18 protein-coding genes are annotated in these 21390 nt (G+C 57.7%); 10 read left to right on the plus strand and 8 right to left on the minus strand.

Annotated elements, in window-relative coordinates; translation table 11 throughout:
• Window positions 1–191 precede the first annotated feature (191 nt).
• Both AC5FXY_RS15750 and AC5FXY_RS15755 read left to right on the plus strand, forming a co-directional pair.
• Window positions 192–617 carry a BLUF domain-containing protein gene (locus AC5FXY_RS15750; RefSeq protein WP_493557658.1) on the plus strand — a complete coding sequence of 142 codons (426 nt, stop codon included), beginning with the start codon at window positions 192–194 and terminating at the stop codon, window positions 615–617.
• Window positions 618–915: 298 nt separating this feature from the next.
• A complete protein-coding gene (locus AC5FXY_RS15755) occupies window positions 916–1218 on the plus strand; it encodes a hypothetical protein (protein ID WP_493557659.1) in 303 nt (100 codons plus the stop codon).
• Window positions 1219–1246: 28 nt separating this feature from the next.
• On the opposite strand, the gene AC5FXY_RS15760 is transcribed toward AC5FXY_RS15755, so the two are convergent.
• Window positions 1247–1924, minus strand: coding sequence for an START domain-containing protein (locus AC5FXY_RS15760; protein ID WP_493557660.1), 678 nt, complete (start codon window positions 1922–1924; stop codon window positions 1247–1249).
• A 146-nt stretch (window positions 1925–2070) separates the two neighbouring features.
• Window positions 2071–2499, minus strand: a complete 429-nt coding sequence (locus AC5FXY_RS15765; protein ID WP_493557661.1) for a DoxX family protein — start codon at window positions 2497–2499, stop codon at window positions 2071–2073.
• Between the two features lie 141 nt (window positions 2500–2640).
• On the opposite strand from AC5FXY_RS15765, the gene AC5FXY_RS15770 reads away from it, so the two are divergent.
• Together AC5FXY_RS15770 and AC5FXY_RS15775 are read left to right on the plus strand one after the other, a co-directional pair.
• Complete coding sequence (locus AC5FXY_RS15770) at window positions 2641–3624, plus strand: GlxA family transcriptional regulator (RefSeq protein WP_493557662.1); 984 nt, start codon at window positions 2641–2643, stop codon at window positions 3622–3624.
• 612 nt (window positions 3625–4236) lie between these two features.
• On the plus strand, window positions 4237–7317 hold the full coding sequence (locus AC5FXY_RS15775) for a DUF8693 domain-containing protein (RefSeq protein WP_493557663.1): 3081 nt from the start codon (window positions 4237–4239) through the stop codon (window positions 7315–7317).
• A gap of 190 nt (window positions 7318–7507) precedes the next feature.
• Here the strand turns inward: AC5FXY_RS15775 and AC5FXY_RS15780 are convergent, their stop codons facing one another.
• Window positions 7508–8056 carry a GNAT family N-acetyltransferase gene (locus AC5FXY_RS15780; protein WP_493557664.1) on the minus strand — a complete coding sequence of 183 codons (549 nt, stop codon included), beginning with the start codon at window positions 8054–8056 and terminating at the stop codon, window positions 7508–7510.
• A gap of 118 nt (window positions 8057–8174) precedes the next feature.
• On the opposite strand from AC5FXY_RS15780, the gene AC5FXY_RS15785 reads away from it, so the two are divergent.
• Window positions 8175–9809 (plus strand): amidohydrolase, encoded by a 1635-nt coding sequence (locus AC5FXY_RS15785; protein WP_493557665.1) that lies wholly within the window; start codon window positions 8175–8177, stop codon window positions 9807–9809.
• 12 nt (window positions 9810–9821) lie between these two features.
• Here AC5FXY_RS15785 and AC5FXY_RS15790 read toward each other — a convergent pair whose 3' ends face one another.
• The gene (locus AC5FXY_RS15790; RefSeq protein WP_493557666.1) at window positions 9822–10760 is read right to left on the minus strand and encodes an NADP-dependent oxidoreductase; all 939 of its coding nucleotides are present in this window, start codon (window positions 10758–10760) and stop codon (window positions 9822–9824) included.
• Between the two features lie 442 nt (window positions 10761–11202).
• Window positions 11203–11577, minus strand: coding sequence for an SPW repeat domain-containing protein (locus tag AC5FXY_RS15795; RefSeq protein WP_493557667.1), 375 nt, complete (start codon window positions 11575–11577; stop codon window positions 11203–11205).
• A gap of 490 nt (window positions 11578–12067) precedes the next feature.
• Between AC5FXY_RS15795 and AC5FXY_RS15800 the strand changes: the two genes are divergently transcribed.
• Entirely contained in the window at window positions 12068–13054 is a 987-nt protein-coding gene (locus AC5FXY_RS15800) for a YsnF/AvaK domain-containing protein (RefSeq protein WP_493557668.1), read from the plus strand.
• A gap of 75 nt (window positions 13055–13129) precedes the next feature.
• Here the strand turns inward: AC5FXY_RS15800 and AC5FXY_RS15805 are convergent, their stop codons facing one another.
• Window positions 13130–14332, minus strand: a complete 1203-nt coding sequence (locus tag AC5FXY_RS15805; RefSeq protein ID WP_493557669.1) for a dipeptidase — start codon at window positions 14330–14332, stop codon at window positions 13130–13132.
• Between the two features lie 352 nt (window positions 14333–14684).
• On the opposite strand from AC5FXY_RS15805, the gene AC5FXY_RS15810 reads away from it, so the two are divergent.
• The 3 genes from AC5FXY_RS15810 to AC5FXY_RS15820 all read left to right on the plus strand — a co-directional run bounded on the left by AC5FXY_RS15810 (window position 14685) and on the right by AC5FXY_RS15820 (window position 17520).
• The gene (locus AC5FXY_RS15810) at window positions 14685–15257 is read left to right on the plus strand and encodes a hypothetical protein (RefSeq protein WP_493557670.1); all 573 of its coding nucleotides are present in this window, start codon (window positions 14685–14687) and stop codon (window positions 15255–15257) included.
• Window positions 15258–15436: 179 nt separating this feature from the next.
• A complete protein-coding gene (locus AC5FXY_RS15815) occupies window positions 15437–16294 on the plus strand; it encodes an aminotransferase class IV (RefSeq protein ID WP_493557671.1) in 858 nt (285 codons plus the stop codon).
• Window positions 16291–17520 carry a cysteine desulfurase-like protein gene (locus AC5FXY_RS15820; protein WP_493557672.1) on the plus strand — a complete coding sequence of 410 codons (1230 nt, stop codon included), beginning with the start codon at window positions 16291–16293 and terminating at the stop codon, window positions 17518–17520. The genes AC5FXY_RS15815 and AC5FXY_RS15820 overlap by 4 nt, the downstream gene beginning before the upstream one ends.
• 165 nt (window positions 17521–17685) lie before the next feature.
• On the opposite strand, the gene AC5FXY_RS15825 is transcribed toward AC5FXY_RS15820, so the two are convergent.
• Together AC5FXY_RS15825 and AC5FXY_RS15830 are read right to left on the minus strand one after the other, a co-directional pair.
• Window positions 17686–19203 carry a M61 metallopeptidase family protein gene (locus AC5FXY_RS15825; protein WP_493557673.1) on the minus strand — a complete coding sequence of 506 codons (1518 nt, stop codon included), beginning with the start codon at window positions 19201–19203 and terminating at the stop codon, window positions 17686–17688.
• A 495-nt stretch (window positions 19204–19698) separates the two neighbouring features.
• Window positions 19699–20121: a VOC family protein gene (locus AC5FXY_RS15830; protein ID WP_493557674.1), complete on the minus strand. Its 423-nt coding sequence runs from the start codon at window positions 20119–20121 to the stop codon at window positions 19699–19701.
• Between the two features lie 316 nt (window positions 20122–20437).
• On the opposite strand from AC5FXY_RS15830, the gene AC5FXY_RS15835 reads away from it, so the two are divergent.
• Entirely contained in the window at window positions 20438–21157 is a 720-nt protein-coding gene (locus AC5FXY_RS15835; protein ID WP_493557675.1) for a DUF92 domain-containing protein, read from the plus strand.
• Window positions 21158–21390 lie beyond the last annotated feature (233 nt).

Here is a 21390-nt window from a genome sequence, read left to right on the forward strand (position 1 = left end):
ATCAATAATTTAAAGTGGGTGTGCAGCAAAAGATGATGCAGCGAAATTAGCAGGGAGGGCGGCCGGCCCTGGACCCAGCCCTGCAACGAACCTATTTTCGAAGCCGGCGTTGAATAACCCCATTAGGCGGCTGTTTCTGTATTACCCCAAGCCGCACCGTAAGCGCCTGACGCTTACGATACTAGTCTGATATGCACCATATTATTTACATCAGCACCCCGATTCGCGAGCTAAGCGAAGACGAGCTGCTGCAGCTGTTAGACCAGGCCCGCCGCAAAAATGCGGCCTTGGGCGTAACGGGGGTGCTGCTCTATGGGCATCAAACGGTGGTACAGGTGCTGGAAGGCGAGCAGGAAGTAATAGAAGCGCTATACCAGTGCATCGCACAGGACGAACGACATTCCGGGGTTATCAAACTGGCCGATAAGCCTATTGAGGCGCGCAGCTTCGCTGATTGGTCGATGGGCTACGAGGGATTGGCGCCCGAGCAAGCCCGACATCTGCAGGGCTTCATCGATCCTACTCGCCTGGATGTGGATACCCTCAAGCTGACCGGGGCAGATAGCTTGGTGGTGCAGTCGGTACTAACAGCAATTCTGGGTTGGAACCGTACGTAAAAAACACTGCCGGGATACAGGTTTTTTGTATCAAAAAAAGTGTGCAAATACTTAGCCTCTTGTGAGTTAAACAGCGTAGAAGCACACTCGCCGGGTATAGCTAAATCGGGTTAGGCAGGCTGTCGTGACACCAAAGGCTGGCCACCTGCTTGCTCTGATGTACTGTACGCTGGGGTTCCACCCGACCAAGAGGAAGCGTGTTTTTGGGGAAGATGTGGCCGTTCATTGCCGGGCAATGAAACGGCGGCTGGTGGAGCTTGGACCTGATTATTTTTACCCTGAATTGTTGCTGCCCCCTATGACTTCTTCCACTCCTCGCGTGCGTGCTTTTGTTGAAACCAGTGGTTCGGTTGCTGAGATTCGTCTGCTGGTGCAGCCTTCGCCCGGCACCGATGTGCCCTGGCGCTGGGATTTGCCCTACCCGCTATGGGCCAGCTGGGGCACTGCCCGTACCGCCCGCTGGCTAGCCGATCAGTTCTTCCGGCATGATATTGCCTTGTCGCGCACGGTGGGCACCGAAGTGGTGCGCAATGCCCTGCTCAGCGCCTTGGAGCTACACCGCCGTTTCTTTAAAGTAGCCTGGCTTTCGAATGTGACCTAGCCGTTTCTGGGTTCGGTGGTCGATGGCATTACTGCGCAGGATTCAGAAACGAGAACGTTCGGTTTTGGTAGCGCGGGTGTTGCAGAGCTTCGCGTAGCTGCACAAACGTCTTGTGCGGTGCTACCGTGGCGGCTTTGTTGACGAGCCACAGCGGCAGTTCGCCGCCGGGGTCCACCCGGAAAACGTAGTCGATCTGGAGGCGCTCCTTATTCAGGGGCCGAATGGTCCATTCGCCCTTCCAGTAAGGCACGCGTACCAGCCCTTGCCGGGGTGGTACCAGGGCGGGGGCGTCATAAGTACTGATGCGTAGCATGTCGGCGGATGCATCGTAGGCAAAAAGCACGCGCATAGCCAGGTCGCGGTCGGAAGCAGGCCACGGCAACTCGGTGTGGACATAGTAGAGTAACTCCTGCTCACTCACGCGCCGCAACAGCCGGGTGGATTTGGTGTTGGCCATTACTTTGGAATAGTTTTCCACATCGGAATACAGGGCGACCAACTGCGCCAGGGTGCCCGGCATTTCGGCGTGTACTTTCACTTCCTTAAGGCGACTATCCGGGACGCTACGCGAGTATACCTTGATGCCGTCTTTGTGAACTGCCAGCTGCCAGTTTCCCTCGGTTTGAGCCCAAAGCAGTTGGGGCGTTACCAGTATTGATAGAACCACAAACAACAGCCAAGCAATAAATCGAACAGCAGTACGCATCAGGTAAATCAGGTTTCGGCAACTACCGCACAGCGGCATGAATAAAGCCTATAAACGAGATTAAGTCCTGATTGGCTTGCCCAGTTACCGGAAGGCCCGGCCCCGCAAAGCATGGCCGGGCCTTCCGGTAACTGGGCTAAACAGGATTAATTCACCGTGGGATTCAGGCGATATGCCGGCTCGGCATCCGTCTGCCGGACTGCGGCGACGGGTTGACGCAGCTTCCACAGGCCGTACGGAATGGCCATAAAGCCCAAGAACAGCAGAGGAGAGATGACTAGCACGGGGCTGTCGCCAGCAGCGGCGTGGGCCACGCATGCCCCAAGCAGATTGAAAGTGAAGCCAGCGTATGCCCATTCTTTCAGCGTGCGAAACCAAGGTTGCGCCAAAGCCAGCGCCCCAAGTGATTTGCCAGCCCCCAGCACCAATAGCACATGTGATGGGTAGCCCAAATGCTGCATAATTTCTCGACCCTCCGGCCCTTGCAGAAGCTCGATGATGCCGGCCATCAGCATAAAGGCCGAGAACAAGGCTGTGGTCAGCCAGTAAAAAGCGTTAGTAAGTTGAGCTTTCATGGCAGGTTTGGCTAAATTTTTTGACATCTACTTGTTGTTGAATATCCAAAATTATTAGCAAATTGAGGTGGGCAGCGGGGGTACATGCGCCCTTCTGCGGGGGCAATTGCGCCATCAAGTAGAAGTTTTGTTCTTAGAGGTATGAAGCACATTTCCATACTAGTGCCCAAAGGCGCCATCTTGGGCAGCATCGAAGGCCCGCGCCTGGTATTCAGCGAGGTAAATGCTTTGTTGCAGCGTATGGGCCGGCCACCATTGTTCGAGGTGCAGCTGGTGGGCCTGGTGCACGAGACGCCCGTGTGCGGTGGCTTGTATCAGATCCGGACTGAGCAGCTGTTGCAGGATATAGCCCGTACCGATCTGGTCATCATCCCGGCCATCGACGGCGACCTACGCAAGGCCCTGGAGGCCAACCACGACTTTGTGCCGTGGATAGTGCAGCAGTACAAAGGAGGCGCCGAAGTAGCCAGCCTGTGTGTAGGCGCGTTCTTGCTGGCCGCCACTGGCCTCATCGATGGGCGTCAATGCACCACGCACTGGGCGGCGGCGCATTATTTCCGGGCACTATACCCGCAGGTGCAACTGGTGGAAGACAAGCTCATCACCGATGAACACGGCATTTACTCCAGTGGCGGGGCCTTCTCCTACCTGAATCTGGTGCTGTATCTCATCGAGAAGTACGCCAGCCGCGAAATGGCCGTTACCTGCGCCAAAGTGTTTCAAATTGACATTGAACGGGTCAGTCAATCCGCTTTTGCCGTGTTTCGCGGGCAAAAGGACCATGGTGACGAGTCGGTGCTGAAAGCCCAGACCTACATCGAAGACAATTACCACGAGAAGCTCACAGTGGATCAGCTGGCCGACTTGCTAGCTCTGAGCCGCCGTAATCTGGAACGGCGCTTCAAGAAAGCTACCGCCAATTCAGTGGTGGAATACATTCAGCGCGTCAAGATCGAAGCCGCCAAAAACAGCCTTGAGGCCTCACGAGAAAACGTAAACGAAGTGATGTACCGCGTGGGCTACGCTGATGCCAAAGCGTTTCGAACAACATTCAAGCGCCTAACGGGCCTTTCACCGAAGGAATACCGCGAGAAGTACAACCGGGAGCGGGTAGGCGCGGTGTAGCGCCGGTAGTTTGGTCGCGGCGTATTACACAGTTGGTCTGGCTCGGGTGCCAGTGATTAGAGCTGGAGCGAGTTTCCAGCCACAGCTAAGCAGAGGCAAGGGAACAGTTGATTAACACCAGGACGACAGTAGCCGAACCTCATATCGAGCAGGTTGCGCCTAGATAAGGGCCCGAAGCATCTCGCCGGATAATAATCTACTGCGTGCGGTTGCTCCACGCCTGCATGCGTGAGGTCTGCCTTGCGCCTTTCTTGATTTGGTAGCTCGGGATGACGGGCAATTTTCGATGTGCACGCTTAGGCATTACTCTCAACCCATGGGCTCGGGGCGAAGAACTCAGCTAGGTAGAAAAAATAGGACTAGGCTCTGACTGCAATTCGCTCCGCTACCCGCGTCAGTAAACTCCTTCAAACCATTAATACTACGCTTAATCCGGAGAAAACTTCCTTTTATGATATGGCGCTCTTGAAATTATATTAATTAATAAGGATTAAAGTTTTTCGCTGACTACCTTCGCTTGTTAGTAATTTTTGCTCCTTTCTAGTGTGATTTTCCCAAGAGGCATTTGCCAGCGCGCGGGTAATCAGTCTTCGTTTCACTCTCCTTTTTTCTATGCCCACAACTACAAGATTTCTAGCGCGCCTGCTTAGTATGGTAGCGCTGGCCGGGTTGTCCATTGGCACTGGTATGGCCCAGCAGCGCACGGCACCGCGGCTCTGGGACCCTAGCGAAAACAATCCGCAGTACCAGATGCAAAAGCAGCAGCTCGTTCGGCAGCAGCAAGCTATGCGGGCTGGCGAGCCGTTCACTCCGGTACCCGGCCGCGTGCTTACGCCCGTCGCCCGCCCGGCCTGCTTCGAGCCGTTTGACACTACTGCTGCTGGTGGCTGGTCGCAGCTGGGCCGCAACGACGACGGGTCATTCGGCCCGGTCAACCTGGGCTGGAATTTCTCGCTGTTTGGTACTACCTACAATCAGGTATTCATCAACAACAACGGCAACATTACCTTCGACAGCGCGCTGGGTGCTTTCACTGCATCGGGCTTTCCCATCCCCACACCCATGGTTGCGGCTTTTTGGGCTGATGTGGATACGCGTGCCACCGGTAGCGGCACCGTCTGGTACAAAGTATTCTCCGACCGCTTGGTCGTGGTCTGGAACCGCGTGGGCTATTACAATGGCCAAGCTGATAAAAAGAATACTTTTCAGCTCGTTATCAAGGCTAATACGGCGCCTGGCTTTACCGGCAACGACGTACTGATTTCCTACGACGATATGCAGTGGACCACTGGTTCGGCGTCGGGGGGAAGTGGCGGCTTCGGGGGCACTCCGGCTACGGTAGGTGCCAACCGCGGCAACAACATCAACTTTATTCAGACGGGCCGCTTTGACCGCAGCGGTAACAGCGCCCCCAACGTTCCTAGCGTGGGCGACCCAGGCGGAGTTGACTGGCTGGATGGGCAATGCCTGGGCTATCAGGTAGGTGCCGTAAACAACAGCAATATTCCACCGGCAGTAGCCGGCTTGCCGCCCAACAACACCGTGACCCTCAACCAAGGAGACACCCGTACGGTGACCCTGCAGTTTTCAGGGCCTGAAACCAACCAAACGGTCAACGTCAGCTCGAACCTGAACGGGCTGTGCAACGCCACGGCTACAGTAGCCGGCAACGGCGGCTCAAACCCGACCTTGACCTTCACGGCTACCGGCAGCGCCTGCAACATCGGTACGAACAACGTCACGTTTACTGCCGTCGACAACGGCTTGCCCACGGCGGCCCAAAGCACGTTTACTATTCAGGTAGTCGTGAACCCACCAGCTACGGCCAATGGCACGTGGACCGGTGCCGTGAGCACCGACTACGCCACCGCGGGCAACTGGAGCAACAACGTGCTGCCCGGCCCGGCCGATAACGTAACCATACCGGCTGGTGTGGTACGGATGCCCGTGCTGTCGACCAGTGCTGGAGTCAACAGCCTGAACGTGGCAGCTGGGGCTTCGCTGACTATTGTCGGCAGCGGCTCGTTGCGCCTCAATGGCAACCTGAACAACAACGGCAATATCGGCGGGACTGGTACCTTGCTGACGGCTGGTAGCGCCGTACAGAGTATCAACGGTACTAATGCCCTGAGCATTGGTAACCTGACGGTGGGCGCAGCTGGACTGCAGCTTAACAGCGGCGTGGCAGTTACGCTGCTGCTCACGCTCAACGGCAACTTGGCCTCCAACGGCAACCTCACGCTGGTTTCTAACCCCGCCGCGACGGCCATGGTGGTCAACAACGGTAGTGCCGTTGTTACCGGCAGCAGCACTGTGCAGCGCTACCTCGATCAGACCATGAACGCCGGGGCTGGCTACCGCCACTTCTCGGCGCCCGTGGCCAATACCACGCTGGCCGACCTGACTACAGCTGCTTTCTCACCGGTGGTAAACACGGCTTACAACACCTCGCCTACACCGACGCTGGTTACGCCTTTCCCGAACATCTTCTTCTACAACCAGGCGCAGGTAACGGCTAGTGGTGCCAATGCCAACGCTAATTTCGACCAAGGCTGGGTATCACCCGCCAGCACGGCGGAGACCATGACGCCCGGCCGTGGCTACACCGTGAACCTGGCCGGTGGCCAAGTGGTAGACTTCGTGGGCACCCTCGGCAACGGGGCCGTGAACATCAGTGGCCTGAGCCGTAGCACGCAAGACCAAGGCGGTTGGCACCTAATTGGCAACCCGTATCCGGCACCTATCAGCTGGACGCAGGCATTGGCCGGCGCTAGCGGTCTTGATAACGCCGTGCACGTATACAAATCGAGCGGGCAGTACACCGGTGGTTATGCCAGCTTTATTAACGGCACGGGCGTCAACGGTGGCTCCAACATCATTCCCGTTGGCCAAGGCTTCTTTGTGCGCGTGAGCAACCCCGGCACCACCGGCAGCTTGTCTCTGACCAATGCTGCCCGCGTCACTTCTTACACCAACGCAGTGATGAACCGCGGCGCGGAAACGCGCCCGCTGCTGCGCCTGGCGCTGAACGGAAACGGTTCGACCGATGAAGCTGTGGTGTACTTCCAGCAAGGAGCCACAGCTGGTTTCGACCGGGCTTTCGACGCACCCAAGCTGACCGCCGGCAACAATGCCCTACTGACGCTGGGTAACGACGGCGAGCCACTGGCCATCAACGGCTTGCCGCTGCTCGGCAATGCTACCGTGACCGTACCCCTGGGCGTGCGCGTGGGCCAAGCCGGCAGCTACACGCTGCGCACCGATGAGCTGCTGAATATGCCCGCTGGCGTGACCGTGCAACTGCGCGACGCCCTCACCGGCACGAGCACTACTTTGACGTCGCAAGCTGCTTACACTTTCACTACGGATGCTCAGCCCAACAATGGTCGTTTCTCGCTTGTGTTCAACTCAGCGCGGGCTTTGGCTACAGCTCCGGCGCAACTGAGCGCGCAGGTAACGGTGTACCCCAACCCGGCTCATGAGCAGCTGTGGCTGACCATGCCGACCACCAAGCAAGCAGTAGAAGTGGTAATGCTGAATGCGCTGGGCCAGCAAGTGCTGAGCCAGCAGTTGGCAGCCAACCGCGGTAATGCGGCTCAAGCCCTGTCGCTGGGCAAGCTGGCACGTGGCGTGTACACGCTGCGCATCAGCCTGCCGGAAGGCATGGTGACCAAGCGCGTGGTTATCGAATAAGGCTAAGCTTCGGCTTTAAATAGAAAGGCCCGCCTTGTGCGGGCCTTTTTTTGTGAGCAAGCGGGTAGTAAGGTGGCAAGGAAACAATGACGCGGGCTGATCAACCGGCAGGTTTGCTGCCAGGCTCTGCGGGCAATAAAGGATACGTCTGGAGGCTATACTTCATTCTCTCCCACTATTGCCTGCAGCCCTAATACAGCACCGTTACGTGGGACTTATCGTAAAGCTGCACCCAGTCGCGGCGCAGGATGGCGTAGAGCAGTTCATCTTCGAACTCGCCGTCGTCGTTTATACCCGACTCGCGCATCACGCCTTCGAACTGAAAGCCCGGCGTTTTCTCAATTGACCGCTTCGAGGCCAGATTCGACACAAGGCAGCCGGTGGCCACACGGTTCAAGCCCAGCAACTCGAAGGCTAGGTAAAACAAATGCGCCTTGCTGCGCGGCGTAATACCCCGGCCGCGCATGTGCTGAAAAATGTCGGCCCCGGTGGAGCCGGCGCGCTCCTCCCAGCTGTCCACGGTAAGCAGCGTCATGCCGGCCACCTCGGTACCCAGCAGCGAGTAAAAGCCGAAGTTGGTGCGCTGGCCTTGCTCGTAGCGCGGGAGGTAATTGCGAAACAGCTCCTCCAGCATTTCCCGCGAGTCGGGGTAACCTTGAAACAAGGCGTACACCTCGGCCAGGTTGTCGTCGTTGATGAGGTGCAGGGTGATGCCGTCGGATTGCAGGGCTTTGAACATAGGTTGTTGAAGCTCACGCCGGTAAACGAGGCAAAAGGATGTGGTAAGTAAGCGAAAATAGGTACTTTGACTACAGTGATAAGTGCAGCGCTGTTCCTCCACGTAAAGCTTGGCTCTCATGCGAATAGCCGTATTATTTGCCGGGTTGGTCCTGGTGACTACCATCGGGTTCGGCCAGCAGCGTCCTGCCGATCTGATTCTAATCCGGGGCCAAATATTTACTGCTGACTCCGTTCGGCCCGCAGCCGAGGCATTGGCCATTCGGGGTGAGCGAATTGTCGCGGTGGGTACTACAGCAGAAGTCGTAAAGTTGGCCGGCCCCAAAACCCGCCGCCTCGACCTGCAAGGCCGGGTGGTGACGCCGGGCTTCAACGACTCCCATACGCACTTCAGCCCTAAGCCTCGCGGCGTGCAACTGGCCTTCGCCAGCATGGAACCTAGCTGGGAAGAAACGGAGCACGCCATTCGGAAAGCCACGGCCGAAGCACCAGCCGGTACCTGGATTTTTGGATCGGTGGGGGCGCAGGTCGTGCTGAATGAACAGGTAAATCGGGCCGCGCTGGATAAGCTGGCACCCCGGCATCCGGTGCTGCTGAGTGCCTACTACGGGCATGGCTACATCCTGAATTCGCTAGCCTTGCCCCGGTTGGAAACCGCGGCACAAGAGCCCGACCCCATGGGAGGCCACTACGAGCGGCAAGCCGGTTCGCAGCAGTTGAATGGTCGCTATTGGGAATATGCCCAGTGGAAATCCCTCCGGGCTCTGGCGGCGCAGGTTTCTGATGAAGCAGCCGTAGAAGAGCTGCAACAATTCAGTGCCGAAGCAGCTCGTTTCGGCATTACTTCGGTGCAACTGTTTTCGGCTATGCCCATTGAGCGGGTAGCCCGTCTGCTGCAGCAAGCGCGGCTACCCATTCGGGTGCGCGCCATCCCGTTTCCTGCCACCACTGCGCAGGGCCGTGATGTGACGGAGCAGCAGCAATTGGCGCGGCTAACGAGTCAGGCGCCTCGCGTAACCATTAATGGCATTAAGTGGATAATCGATGGCACGCCTTACGAGCGCGGCGCCGCACTGCGCCAGTCCTACGCCGACCGGCCAGGCTGGTCAGGCCAACTGAACTTTGCGCCCACCGAAATTGCCCGGATGGTGCAGGAGTCGCTTGAGCTAAACCAGCAGCTGCTGCTGCACTGCGCCGGCGATGCAGCCGCTGCCGTAGTGCTGCAAGCGCTGGAAAGCCACCGCCCACCCATCGACTGGAAAGCTCGGCGCGTGCGCATCGAGCACGGTGATGGAGTGGTGGGCGACCTGCTGCCTCGGGCCCGGCGCTTGGGCGTGGTGGTGGTGCAGAATCCCAGCCATTTCATGGAGCCAGCTTTGTTTCAGCAGCGCTGGGGGGCGGGCATGCAGCCGCTCAAGTCGTTGCTGGTCGCCGGTATACCGCTGGCCCTAGGCTCCGATGGGCCGCTAAATCCCTTCCTCAACATCATGTTTGCCACGCTGGCCCCCGCCAACCCCGCCGAAGCCATCAGCCGGCAACAAGCAGTGCAGGCCTACACCTTGGGCTCAGCCTTCGCCGAGTTTGCCGAGCAGCAGAAGGGCCGCATTGCCCCGGGCATGCTGGCCGATGTGGTGGTGCTCTCGCAGGATATTTTTTCGGTGCCCACCCCAGAGTTGCCCAAAACAAGCAGTGTGCTTACCGTGGTAGGGGGAACCGTTGTGCACGATGCAAAGGTGCTAAAGGAAGTCCGCTGACCGCCTCCATAATTACAGCGTCACCACCACCTTACCCTGCGTGTGGCCGCTGGCTACTTGCTCCATGGCTTGGGGCAGTTCGGCGAATGCGAAAGTGTGTGATACGTGGGAGCGGAGTGCGCCGCTGGCCAGCAAATTGGCCACCTGCTGCATGCCCGGCTCGTTGGAATTCACCAGCATGGCTTTGGCCGTCACTTGTTGCTGTGCAGCGCGTTGGGGCGTATCGGGCGTGAGGCCCAGAATGCTGACCAGAGTACCACCGGGCTTAATGATTTGCAGGGAGCGTAGCTGTGTGTCGCCGGCTACGGTATCGAGCACCACTTCCACGGGCGCTACCACCTGCTCGAAGGCTTGCTGCTGGTAATCCACGTGCTCATCGGCACCCAGTTCCAGCACGAAGTCGCGCTTGCCCGCCGAAGCGGTGGCTACCACATAAGCGCCGAGGTGCTTGGCCAACTGCACGGCATAGTGGCCCACGCCCCCGCCGGCGGCATGAATCAGCACGCGTTGGCCAGGCTGCAGGTTAGCATTGTGCACCAGCGCCTGCCAGGCCGTGAGAGCAGCCAGCGTGCCTGCAGCGGCTTCGGCACTTGATAAGTGGGCGGGCTTGCGCACCAGGTGGGCAGCAGGGGCCGCCACCAGCTCGGCGTAGGCGCGACCGTGGCCCGGAAAATTGATCATGCCAAATACTTCGTCGCCGGGCTGCAGGCCGGTTACGCCTGCGCCTAGGGCGCGCACTATGCCGGCTATGTCCCAACCGGGCATCACGGGCGGCTGCTCCTTGAGACTGCCGTATAAGGCCTTGCCCTGGCAGGTTTTGACGTCCACAGGATTTAGGCTGATGGCTTGCACCTGCACCAGCACTTCGCCTGCAGAGGGCGTAGGAGAGGGCTGCTGAGATAGATAGAGGCCAGCGGAACCGGTTGGCTCAGCAAGGATATAAGCTTGCATAAGAGAGAAATGACAGAGGGTGATGAGTAGGGCGGTGCGGCTCACTAAACGAGCCTGGACTGGCATATAAACCGCGCTGCGGCCCAAAAGGATATGCTGCTATGCAGCAGGCCAAACATCAAGGGCTGCTAAATGGACCGCATACCCAGTGGACAAGCTGAAGCATATCAAACGGAACAGACGGCCCGTAATTTCCTGGCCTCGCCTCCCCGTTTTAAAGCACTGATTCCCGTTCGCACTTAGCTGGTTTTATCCTCGCTCACTCTTGTCGGCCTGTTCCCGCTGCTTGGCAGAATGCTCAGCAGTTGTGCTGCTTCCAAACCTGGCACCGCCATACAATAGGAGCAGCTAAGTCATATTGGGGCCTTCAATGAAAACGCCCCGGCCTGCACGCTAAGCTGTGCAGGTCAGGGCGCCAAGTGTTTGGGTCGAAACCTAGTAATTAGGATTGCTGGCTTTCGGGCATTTCCTCCGGGCGCGAAAGCAGGGTAACCACCCCGGCAATGAGACCCATGGCTAGGAAGGCATTGCGGGCGCGCTTGTTATCGGCAAAGCCAAAAAGCCACGGCGCGGCCAACGCCGTTACGCCACTTACAGCATCAATGGCCAAGTGAGCCTTGTAGGGAATGACTTTCACGGCGCCCCACTCGGCGCGGGTAAATAAGGATGAGAGCAGCGCCGTGCCGCTGAGCACGTAGCACAAGGTAGAGGCCGTTTTGTCGTCGGTGAAGCCGATGGCGGCGGGGGCGGCGGCGATGGACGGAATCATGGTAAACTCCGGAATGGCGTGCTGGCGGCGCGAAATGGGCTGATTCATAGTTGATCAGGTTGGTAAGGTGATGGTTGGCTAGCTGCCTGCTGACGGCAGCGGGAAGTACCATTCCCAACGCTTCAATCGAGTAAAAGGATAAGGCTGAGCTTGATAGCCGTAAGGACGTGGTTTGGCCAGCTCACCTTACTATCAAGTGCCTACAACTAGGCGTCGGGGGTATTGTACAACATCAGGCCTGGAAAGCTCGCGCGAGCCTTGACTGTTGGCGTTTTTGCCGCAGGGGTCATTCCTTCTAATAATACCAAATGCAGGCCAAGCCCCGTTGTCGATAGCCTTTTGGGCCCGGCTACTGCTGTTGAGCTAGTCCAATAAAGCAAAGACCAATCAAGCTCGTCAGTGGTTCATTATTAACAACTTAACAAATGAGGTGGCGTAAATCATTCGCAAGCTCAGTAGCAGTAAGCCACGTCGGCGTTGGCCGGATGCGCTGTACTGCTGCTGGTTTAGACTAACTGTATAACCTCACACCACAACCATGCACACTGTAATAGGAATGTTTGATAATGCTGCCCAAGCGCAGCAAGCCGCGCAGCAACTTCAAAGCGCTGGCTTTAGCCTCGACAACGTAGACATAGCCCGCGGTGGCTCAGGCCAGGCTGGCAATAGTGATTATCGTAACAGCAGCGGTACGGCCGTGGAAGGCGCCGCCGATACTGCTGGCCGTACCGCCGACCAGGTCGGTGATTCGTTGGGCCGCGCCGCCCGCCCCGATTACGATTCCTCGGACTACCGCAACAGCAGCGGCACCGCTACCGAAGGCGTAGCCGACGCCGCTGGCCGTACTGGCGACAGCATTGGCAACTTCTTCGGCAACTTGTTTGGCACTAACGATAGCGACGACGCCCAGCGCTACTCGCACGTAGGCCGGCAGGCTGGTTCCATCGTGACAGTGCATTGTGACTCGGCCGAAAACGCCCGTCGTGCCGCCGAAGTGCTGGACCGCGCCGGAGCCATTGATGTGGATGACCGCGCTGCTCAGTCAGGCTACGCCTCTGCCAACTGGACGGGGGCAGCCAACACGGGCCAGAACATAACCGGCCGTGGCCAGGATGTAACGGATCAGTCCATTCCGATCATCGAAGAGAACCTGCAAGTGGGCAAGCGCGAGGTGGAAACCGGCGGCGCCCGGCTACGCAGCCGCATCGTGGAGCGACCGGTAGAGGAGCACCTGCGCCTGCGTGAAGAGCACGTGTGGGTTGAGCGTACCCCCGTGAACCGCCCCGCCACCGAAGCCGACATCCAGAGCTTCCGCGAAGGGCAGATTGAAATTACGGAGCACGCCGAGGTGCCCATCGTCAATAAGGAAGCCCGCGTGGTAGAAGAAATCCGCCTCGGCAAAGAAGTGGAAGAGCGCGACGAGACCATACGTGATACCGTGCGCAAAACCGAAGTAGATGTGGAGCGCCTGCAAGGCAACGATACCAACCGTCTTGACCCAGACACTGATCAGCGGCGTTCGTAACTAACCGGTGCCTTAAGGGCTCATACGCGCAGGCAGCCGGGAAACCAGCTGCCTGCGTTTTTTTATGGGTAGCGTTTACAAGGCTGCCCGAGCGGCCGTGGCGGGGGCTTTGGCGCGCTCCACGGCCCGCATCACTCGGAAAAGATTGCCGCTCCAGATTTTCTCAATGTCGCGGCGCGAATAGCCGCGGCGCACCAGCTCCAGGGTCAGGTTGGGGTACTCGCCCACGTCGTTGAGCCCGTTGAGCTCGGTGCCCCCGTCGAAGTCGCCGCCGATGCCCACGTGGTCGATGCCGGCCACCCGCACGATGTGGTCGATCTGGTTTACCGCGTCCTGTACGGTGGCCAGCGGCACCGGGAATTGCTTGCCGAGCTCATCCATTTCAGCCAATGCCTGCTGCTGTTGGGGCTGCGGCAGGCTGTACACGTTCAAGAAGTTCTTGATTTTCCACTTGGCATTAAAGGCCTGCACAGCGGCGTCGCGCACTGGGTCCGAGGGCAGGGCCTTGACGTAAGGGCTAAACAGGTTCAGCTGAATCACGCCGCCGTGCCGGGCTAGGGCGCGCAGCATGTCGTCGGAGAAGTTGCGGGGCACGTCGCTCAGGGCCCGGGCTGCCGAATGTGAGGCGATGATAGGCGCCTTCGAGACGCGCAGCACGTCATAGAACGTAGAGTCGGAGGTGTGCGACACATCCACCATGATGCCGAGGCGGTTCATTTCTGCCACGGCCTGCAAACCCAAGGGGCTGAGGCCGTTGTATTCCGGCCCATTGGGGTCGGTGGAAGAGTCACAGAGGTCGTTGTTGGTGCCGTGGCTGAGCGTAATGTAGCGGGCACCCAGGTCATAGTACTGCTTGAGCAGCGTCAGGTCGCGGCCCACAGGATAGCCGTTTTCGATGCCGATGAAAATAGCCCGCCGGCCCGATTTGCGGATGCTCATGGCTTCTTCCGGTGTGGTGGCCAGGGCTATTTCGGTGGGATGGGCTTTGAGGGCCGCATGGATTGCCCCGAAGATCTTAAGCGCTTCCTGCTTCGCTGCCGCGTTGCCTTCGGGCGTGCGCGGGCCCTGGCCCATGTACACGGCCCAAAATACCGCGTCCAGCCCGCCGCGCTTCAGCTTTGGAAAGTCTACTTTGATGTCTTTCGGGTCGTTGTCTTTGGTCAGATCGAAGCCGGACTTCACCAAGTTCATGGGCGTATCGGCGTGGGTATCTACCGTAAAGGCGCGCTCGTGAATCTTGCGGGCTTTGGCTTCCAGTTTAGGGTCGGTTTGCGCCATGGCAGTGGTAAAGGGAAGTGCAAGAAGTAGAGCAACGAGGAAGGGTCTTCTTTTCATGGGGCGCGGATGAGGGAGAAAGGATAATTTGATGGTGGTTTATACTTTTTCTGACCACATTATCAACCTCAAATAGGATCAATTTCAAGGAGCCGTGGGGTTTACAAATTTTATATTGTATTTTTAATATATGCTTCACGTTATTTTATCGTGTAAGTAATAAGGTTCTGATTGTCAAGAAATAAAGCAAAAAATTATAAGTTTAATCTTCATTGAAAAATTATATTCGCTTATTTTGTTCCGGGGGTTATAATGTAGAACTTGACATATAGCCAACTACTAAAGCAACACACTTATGAAAAAGACAGCAATTCTTGCCTTGCTGGCAAGCACTTTATTAGCCAGCAGTGGCTGTGACAAAGTACACGACGTTCCGTCTCCGCGTACAGAGTCTGTAACGCAGGAAGCCGCCAGAGACAAGACCCGAGGCCTCCAAGTGGCCATCAGCGGAGTTATGCGAGGCAAAACGTTTACTGCCAACCTACGAGTTGAAAGCTTTCAAACGGAGTCGGGGGTGATTTTCGCCAATGTATTCTTGGAAAAAGTCAGAGGGCTTACCAAAGCTGATGGTGATGCAATAGAAAACTACTCCTTCCAGTATTCTGTGCGGCAGACCGGCATGAGCTGCACCTCGCTTACGCTAGAACTATTTCCTGCGGCTTACCAAGGCGATTTTGGTAATCAGTTGCAGCTAAGTACTGAGACAGTAGTTGTTGACCCCAGCTCACCCCGCTACGACCAGCTTGGCACCACGCTTTGTGACATTGTAGCCTGGTGGGATGGGTTCTTCAGAGGGGACGTTAATACCTATGATGGGCTTGTAGTATTGTACAACAAAGTGTCCAGCACAATAGGAACCCGACTCTAAGCGTACGTTTACTCTAACAGTAGTGAGGAACGCATCCTATTGATGCGTTCCTCACTTGTTTTAAATGGAATTTGTTCTGCCTGCTTATGATCAACTGGCAATAAGTGTACGAAGGCTTTTTACATGCTTTTCTTTGCCGAGTAACTTTAGCATCATAGCCGTAAGCACCATCCTACTACATGCCAACTGTCCCTATTCTTTACGCCTACCTCCACGGCGAATTCACGCCGCTGAACCAAGCCTGCCTGCACATCAGCGACCTGGCCATTCAGCGCGGCTACGGTGTGTTTGATTTCCTGAAGGTGCAGGACGGCCAGCCCTTGTTTCTCGACTTATATCTGGACCGCTTCTACCGATCAGCTCAGCTAATGGAGCTGGCTGTGCCGCTGGAGCGCCCGGCGTTGCAAGCGGTGCTGCACGGGCTATTGCAGCGCAACCACCTGCCACTCTCCGGCGTGAAGCTGCTGCTCACCGGTGGCTATTCCGCCGATGGCTACCAGCCCGCGGCCCCCAACCTCATCATCACCCAGCAGCCGCTCACGCTGCCCACTGCCGAGCAGCAGGCACAGGGCATCCGTGTGATTACCCACGAGTACGTACGCGAAATTCCGCCTGCTAAGACCATCAACTACGCCGTGGGTATCCGGCTGCTGCAGCAAATCAAGGCCCGCGGGGCCGATGAAGTGCTTTACCACCACGGCGGCACGGTGACGGAGTTTCCGCGGGCTAATTTCTTTATCGTACGCGCCGACGATACCGTTGTCACGCCCGCCGCCGACGTGCTGCCGGGCATTACCCGCCACAACTTGCTCACGCTGCCCAATACCCCATACCCCGTGGTGGAGGGGACCGTGACGCTGCAGGATGTATACCAGGCCAAAGAAGCTTTTCTCACCAGCACCACCAAGCGCGTGCTGCCCGTGGTTCAGGTCGATGAGCAGGTTATTGGTACTGGCAAGCCCGGTGTCGTTACGCTTGCTTTACTTGAGGCGCTAATGCAGCTGGAAGCCCGGCAGCTCGTCCATTCTCCCGCATGATTTCTACTTCGCTCTCCGCTATTCGCGGCCATTTTCCGGCCCTCCAATCCACCAACGGCCGCCAACCCTACATCTATTTCGATGGCCCCGGCGGCACCCAAATGGCCCAGCAGGCCCTGCAAGGCATGACGGCCTACATTACCGGTGGCATGGCCAATCTGCACGGCACCTTCCCCACCAGCGTCGGCACCGATACCCTGCTCGATGAGGGCCGCCAAGCCGTAGCCGATCTGCTAAACTGCCAGCCGCAGGAAGTTGCTTTCGGTCAGAATATGACTTCCCTGGCTTTTGCCATTGCCCGCGGCCTGGCTGGCTTTATCGGCCCTGATGACGAAGTGGTAGTAACCGAGCTGGACCACCGCGCCAACGTGGACCCCTGGCTGACACTGGCTCAGGACCGCGGCGCCACGGTCCGGTTTATCCCCGTCAGCCCCGACACGTACACACTGGAGCTGGATAACCTAGCGGAGCTTATCACCGAGCGCACCAAGCTGGTGGCCGTGGGCATGTCGTCGAACGTGACGGGCACCGTGACGCCGGTGGAGCGGGTAATTCAGCGAGCCAAGGAAGTAGGAGCCATTACGGTGATAGATGCGGTGCACGCCGTGCCGCACTTGCCCATCGACTTCGGGCAGTTGGGCTGCGATGTGCTGCTGTGCTCAGCCTACAAATTCTTCGGTCCGCACGTAGGCGTAGCCGTGGTTTCGGCAGCGCTGTTTGAGAAGCTGGCCGTGTACAAGCTGGCCCCGGCGCCCACCGATATTCCGCACAAGCTCGAAACCGGCACCCAAAACCACGAGGGCATTGCCGGGCTGATCGGCGCCCTAGAATTCGTGCAGAGCCTTGGCCAAGGCACCGGCCGCCGTGAGCGGCTGCGCTCCGGCCTCGAAGCCATCGACGCGCACGAGCAGCAGCTGGCCCAGGAGCTGGAGGACTATCTGCTGAGCCTGCCGCAAGTGTGCCTGTACCGTGCCCCGGCCGGCACCCGCAAAACGCCCACGCTGGCCTTCACCATTGAAGGTCGAAATTCTCGCGAAGTAGCCGCGTGGTTTGCCGAGCATCACCGCATGTGCATCGCCGATGGTCATTTTTACGCTACCACTCTGGCCGAAAAGCTGGGTGTAGGTGCGCAGGGTGGCTGGGTTCGTATCGGCCTGGCGCCCTACAACACGGCCCAGGAAGTAGCGCAGTTCAAAGCTGCCATGCAGGATTTTCTGCGCACGTAAGCCGTGAAGCGCGGATAGCGGAAACATCTCGCGTGTATGGATAGGAGTTCCAATAGGAAGAATACTACCTAAAGTCAGCACGCGAGATGCCTCGGTCCTTGCTCTAGGCGCAACATGCCCTACATGCATGACGTGCGGATTGATATAGCAACGTCTTTGGATTTGCTACTGCTTCGCCACCGGTTTGGCGCTGGCTTTCACGCTCAGATACCGCTCACGTAGCGCATCACTCGGGCCAGTGGATTTCAGCACCGGCACTGGCTGCGAAGTGTCTACATCGAAGCCTTCGATGAGGTCCTGCTTGGTCAGGGGTAGGTCGGTGCCGCTGAGGATGTGCTTTTGGAAGAAGTAGCTGATATCCTCGTGCAAGTAATTCTGTACGAGACTTAGAAACCGCTCGTCGGTGAATTTCTGGCCCGGCTGCAGGCAGGCTTGGCGCAGTTCACGCATCAAATCATCAAGGGAGCGGGTGTAATTAGACGTTCGCAGAATGCGGTTGTCAAGCCAGAAAGCAAACAGAGCGCCGCGGCGGTAAGGCAGCTTCTGGAAGGCGTTGCTTTTCCAGTAGTTATCCTTGATTAAGTAGTTGGGTTGATTTCGTTCGGCGTTGTTGTACAGGCGCTTAATGACGTCCGTGTTGAAGGCTTGCACCCACTGATCCATGGTAAGGTCGCCGCTGCGCAAACGGTTCTTGTAAGCGTAGTAATCGGTAAATCCTTCCGTAAACCAGTAGTTGAGCTCTTCGTGGGCTGCCCCGATCTGTCCCGCTATCCAATGGTGCATCATCTCGTGGTTAAACATAAAGCGCAGCAGGTCCCAGCTATTGAATGGGTTGTTGGAGGATTGCAGCACGAAGCCTTGATGGAGGGCCGCTCCCTTCATGCTCTGCCCACGCCAAGCACTGTCGGTAAGCGTCACGGTAGGACTCATAAACACGGTGTAAATGGACGGACCGGCATCGTGCCAGAAGTCGCGCTGGGCACTGAGGGCCTGCTGGATAGTGCTGAGCACCCGAGAGTCGTCATACTGCTGCCACTGCCCGCGCAGGACCACGTACACGGCACGGTTGGCGTATTTGAACTGGTGCACTCGGTAATCGCCGCCGACAAAGAGCGAACGGTAAAACTGCATCCATAGCTTGCCGCGGTAAGTTTGTTCGGCGGCGCCCGAGGCGAAGGTGTTGTGCAGCACGTAGTCTTTGGGGAAGCCCACCCAGCGGATGCGGGCCGTAATGTCGGGCGACGTTGGGGAACTGGTCACGTACTCCGGCATCATGAAAAGCGATTCGCCCAGTACGTGAAAATACGTGTCTGTGACCCGGGGCCGGTTGAACTGCTCGCGCGTGTATTCGGGAGCATCCTGCTTCACGCGGTAAGAAAAGCTCAGCTCGCGGGTACGCGGGTGGTACACCACGATGCGGCTGCTGTCGGGCACTACGCGGAAGCGGTAAGCGGCGCCTTCGCCCGTCAGCCCGCTCACACAGCGCAGTAGGTCTTTTTCGCCGAATACCTCGTTGGCAAAGTGGAAGTAGGTGGAGTCCGTTGCCCGGGGCGTACGCACGCTCACCTGCACTCGCAGGCCTTCCGTGCTCATGCGCGGCGCGTAGTGTACTTGGTACTCAACCCGGTTTTGAGCCCCGGCCAAAAACGGCAGCAGGTAAGCGAAAAACAGCAGGATCCTCATGACGACGGTATAGGTTATGCAAGTCGCTAAAGGTAGGCCTGCTGGTAATCAGGGTGTTTCACATAATAATGTGAGGATGCAGAAGCAAGCGGTGGCTGCAGGTAGCGTAGTGCGGAACCATCAGCCGCCGCAGCAGTTCCTCCGCTACGGTACGACGCAACTAGTCATCCCGGCATTGGGAAGCACCACGATGCTAATGCCGGCTAGGGAAAAAAATCTAATTCTAAGAGCCGCTATACCGCCCGCAAGCATGATAAGCCACACCAGAAAAAAGTGCAGCACTGATAATCCCAGCAGTAAAGCTCTGGCGGGCAACCCACGGCGGTACATACCCGCCAGCACCAGAGCTGTTAGCGCAAAGCCCGAACCGTAGTTGCCGGCTCGCTCACGAACTAGAGCTTGTTTATGGCAGGTAACAAATGAACTGTTAACAGGCTTGAGCTATCAGCCCCAGATGACACAGCGCTTTTCGTTTAGAACAGAAAATGGGCAACGCTACTGCGCCGTAACATGCTCGAAATTAAGCATCCAAGGCATGCCAAAACGGTCGATCAGCATACCAAAAGTGGCGCCCCAGAACGTGTCTTCAAGAGGCATGCTTACTTGCCCGCCTTCGGAGAGGTGCGCAAACCAAGTGCTGATTTCCTCGCGGGTGGTGCAGTGCAGCGACATCGTCATGGAGTTGCCCTGCGTGACGGGTTGCCCGTTGGTATCGGAAGCCATCAGTACTAGTGAGCCGCTGGTCAGGCAGGCGTGCATGATACCCTGCCGGGTGTGGGCCGGTACGCGCCCGGCTGCCGGTGCATCGGCAAAGGGCATCATGTGCAGTTCGCCGCCAAGGCACCGCTGGTAAAAGGTCATGGCCTCGCGGCAGTTGCCGTTGAAGGTCAGATATGGGGCTATTCTAGCTTGTTTCATAGAAGTAGATGGAATGGTGTTACTTGCTAACAAAATTAGTAAACCGTTTTGTAAAGCAAAGCATATTAGCTTTTTATAGTGGCGAGGATGGTAATACACATCTAAGGGGCTGGCAAGCAACGGGTAACTTAAATGGAGGAGTGTGGTGCGGCGAGTAACTAAGCTTGGTTTTCTTCCTCGGTTGCGCAGGTGAGCCTGCAAGGCGTAGTAGCTGGCAGTTGTTGGATAACTACTCCGGAATGTCGTATCGAGCGCAGATTGGGCAATCGACCGATAAAAGTCCTGGGGTTGGTGAAGCCGGCTTTATCTTCCGGCCATGAACTTCCTGCTCCACGTTGCGCCCGTGCTCTTGTTCCTTGGCCTCGGCATGGCGTACAGCTACCGGGCCCGCAAACTCACGCTGGCGGCCGTCTGGACGGGTGGCATCTTAGGTTTAGGCATCTTCCTGGGCGCAGGGTACTTAGGATTATCCTTGCTGGCGCTGTTCTTCGGGTTGGGCACGGCGGCTACGGCCTGGCGCGTGGCCGACAAGCGCCGGCTAGGCCTGGCCGAAGAAAACAGCGGCCGTCGCACTGCCGGGCAGGTAGTGGCCAATGCCGGCGTAGCCGGCGGCCTTGGCCTGCTGAGCTGGTTTTTTCCCGCCTTTACCTCTTTGGGCACGCTGATGCTGGCCGGCAGCTTTGCCGCCGCCGCCGCCGACACGCTCGCCTCGGAGCTGGGCAACGTCTACGGCAGCCGGTACGTGAACATCCTCACCTTCCGACCCGATGTGCGCGGCGAAAACGGCGTAGTGAGTGTGGAAGGCACATTACTAGGTGCGGCAGGCAGCACTATCATTGCCGCAGCTTATTGCCTGGTGCACGGCTGGGGGCCGTGGGTATGGTGGCTGCCGGTGGCCGGCACCGTTGGAAACGTGGTGGATTCGGTACTCGGGGCCACGCTGGAGCGGCGGGGCGTCCTGGGTAACAACACCGTAAACCTGCTCAATACGCTAGCCGGAGCCTGTGCTGCGGCGGCTTTCAAACTGCTGGTTTAGAGCTACTTATTTACTTGTTGTTCAGTCGTGCGGGTTTGTGGTTGGTCAGCAGCGCATTTACCGACCCTCAATATTTCCTGGCGAAGAAAACCGTTGTCAAAGTTGGGGCGATACACTGTCAGGCCAGTTTAGAGCTTTCTCTGAAGCAATGTGCCAATCATCAGTACTTTGACCATCGGATTATACAGCGGCCGTGGGGTCGCTTCTCAAAAAAAATTGCGGAGCTGGCTCTA

It is taken from the genome of Hymenobacter sp. FMD4 (genome assembly GCF_058932745.1).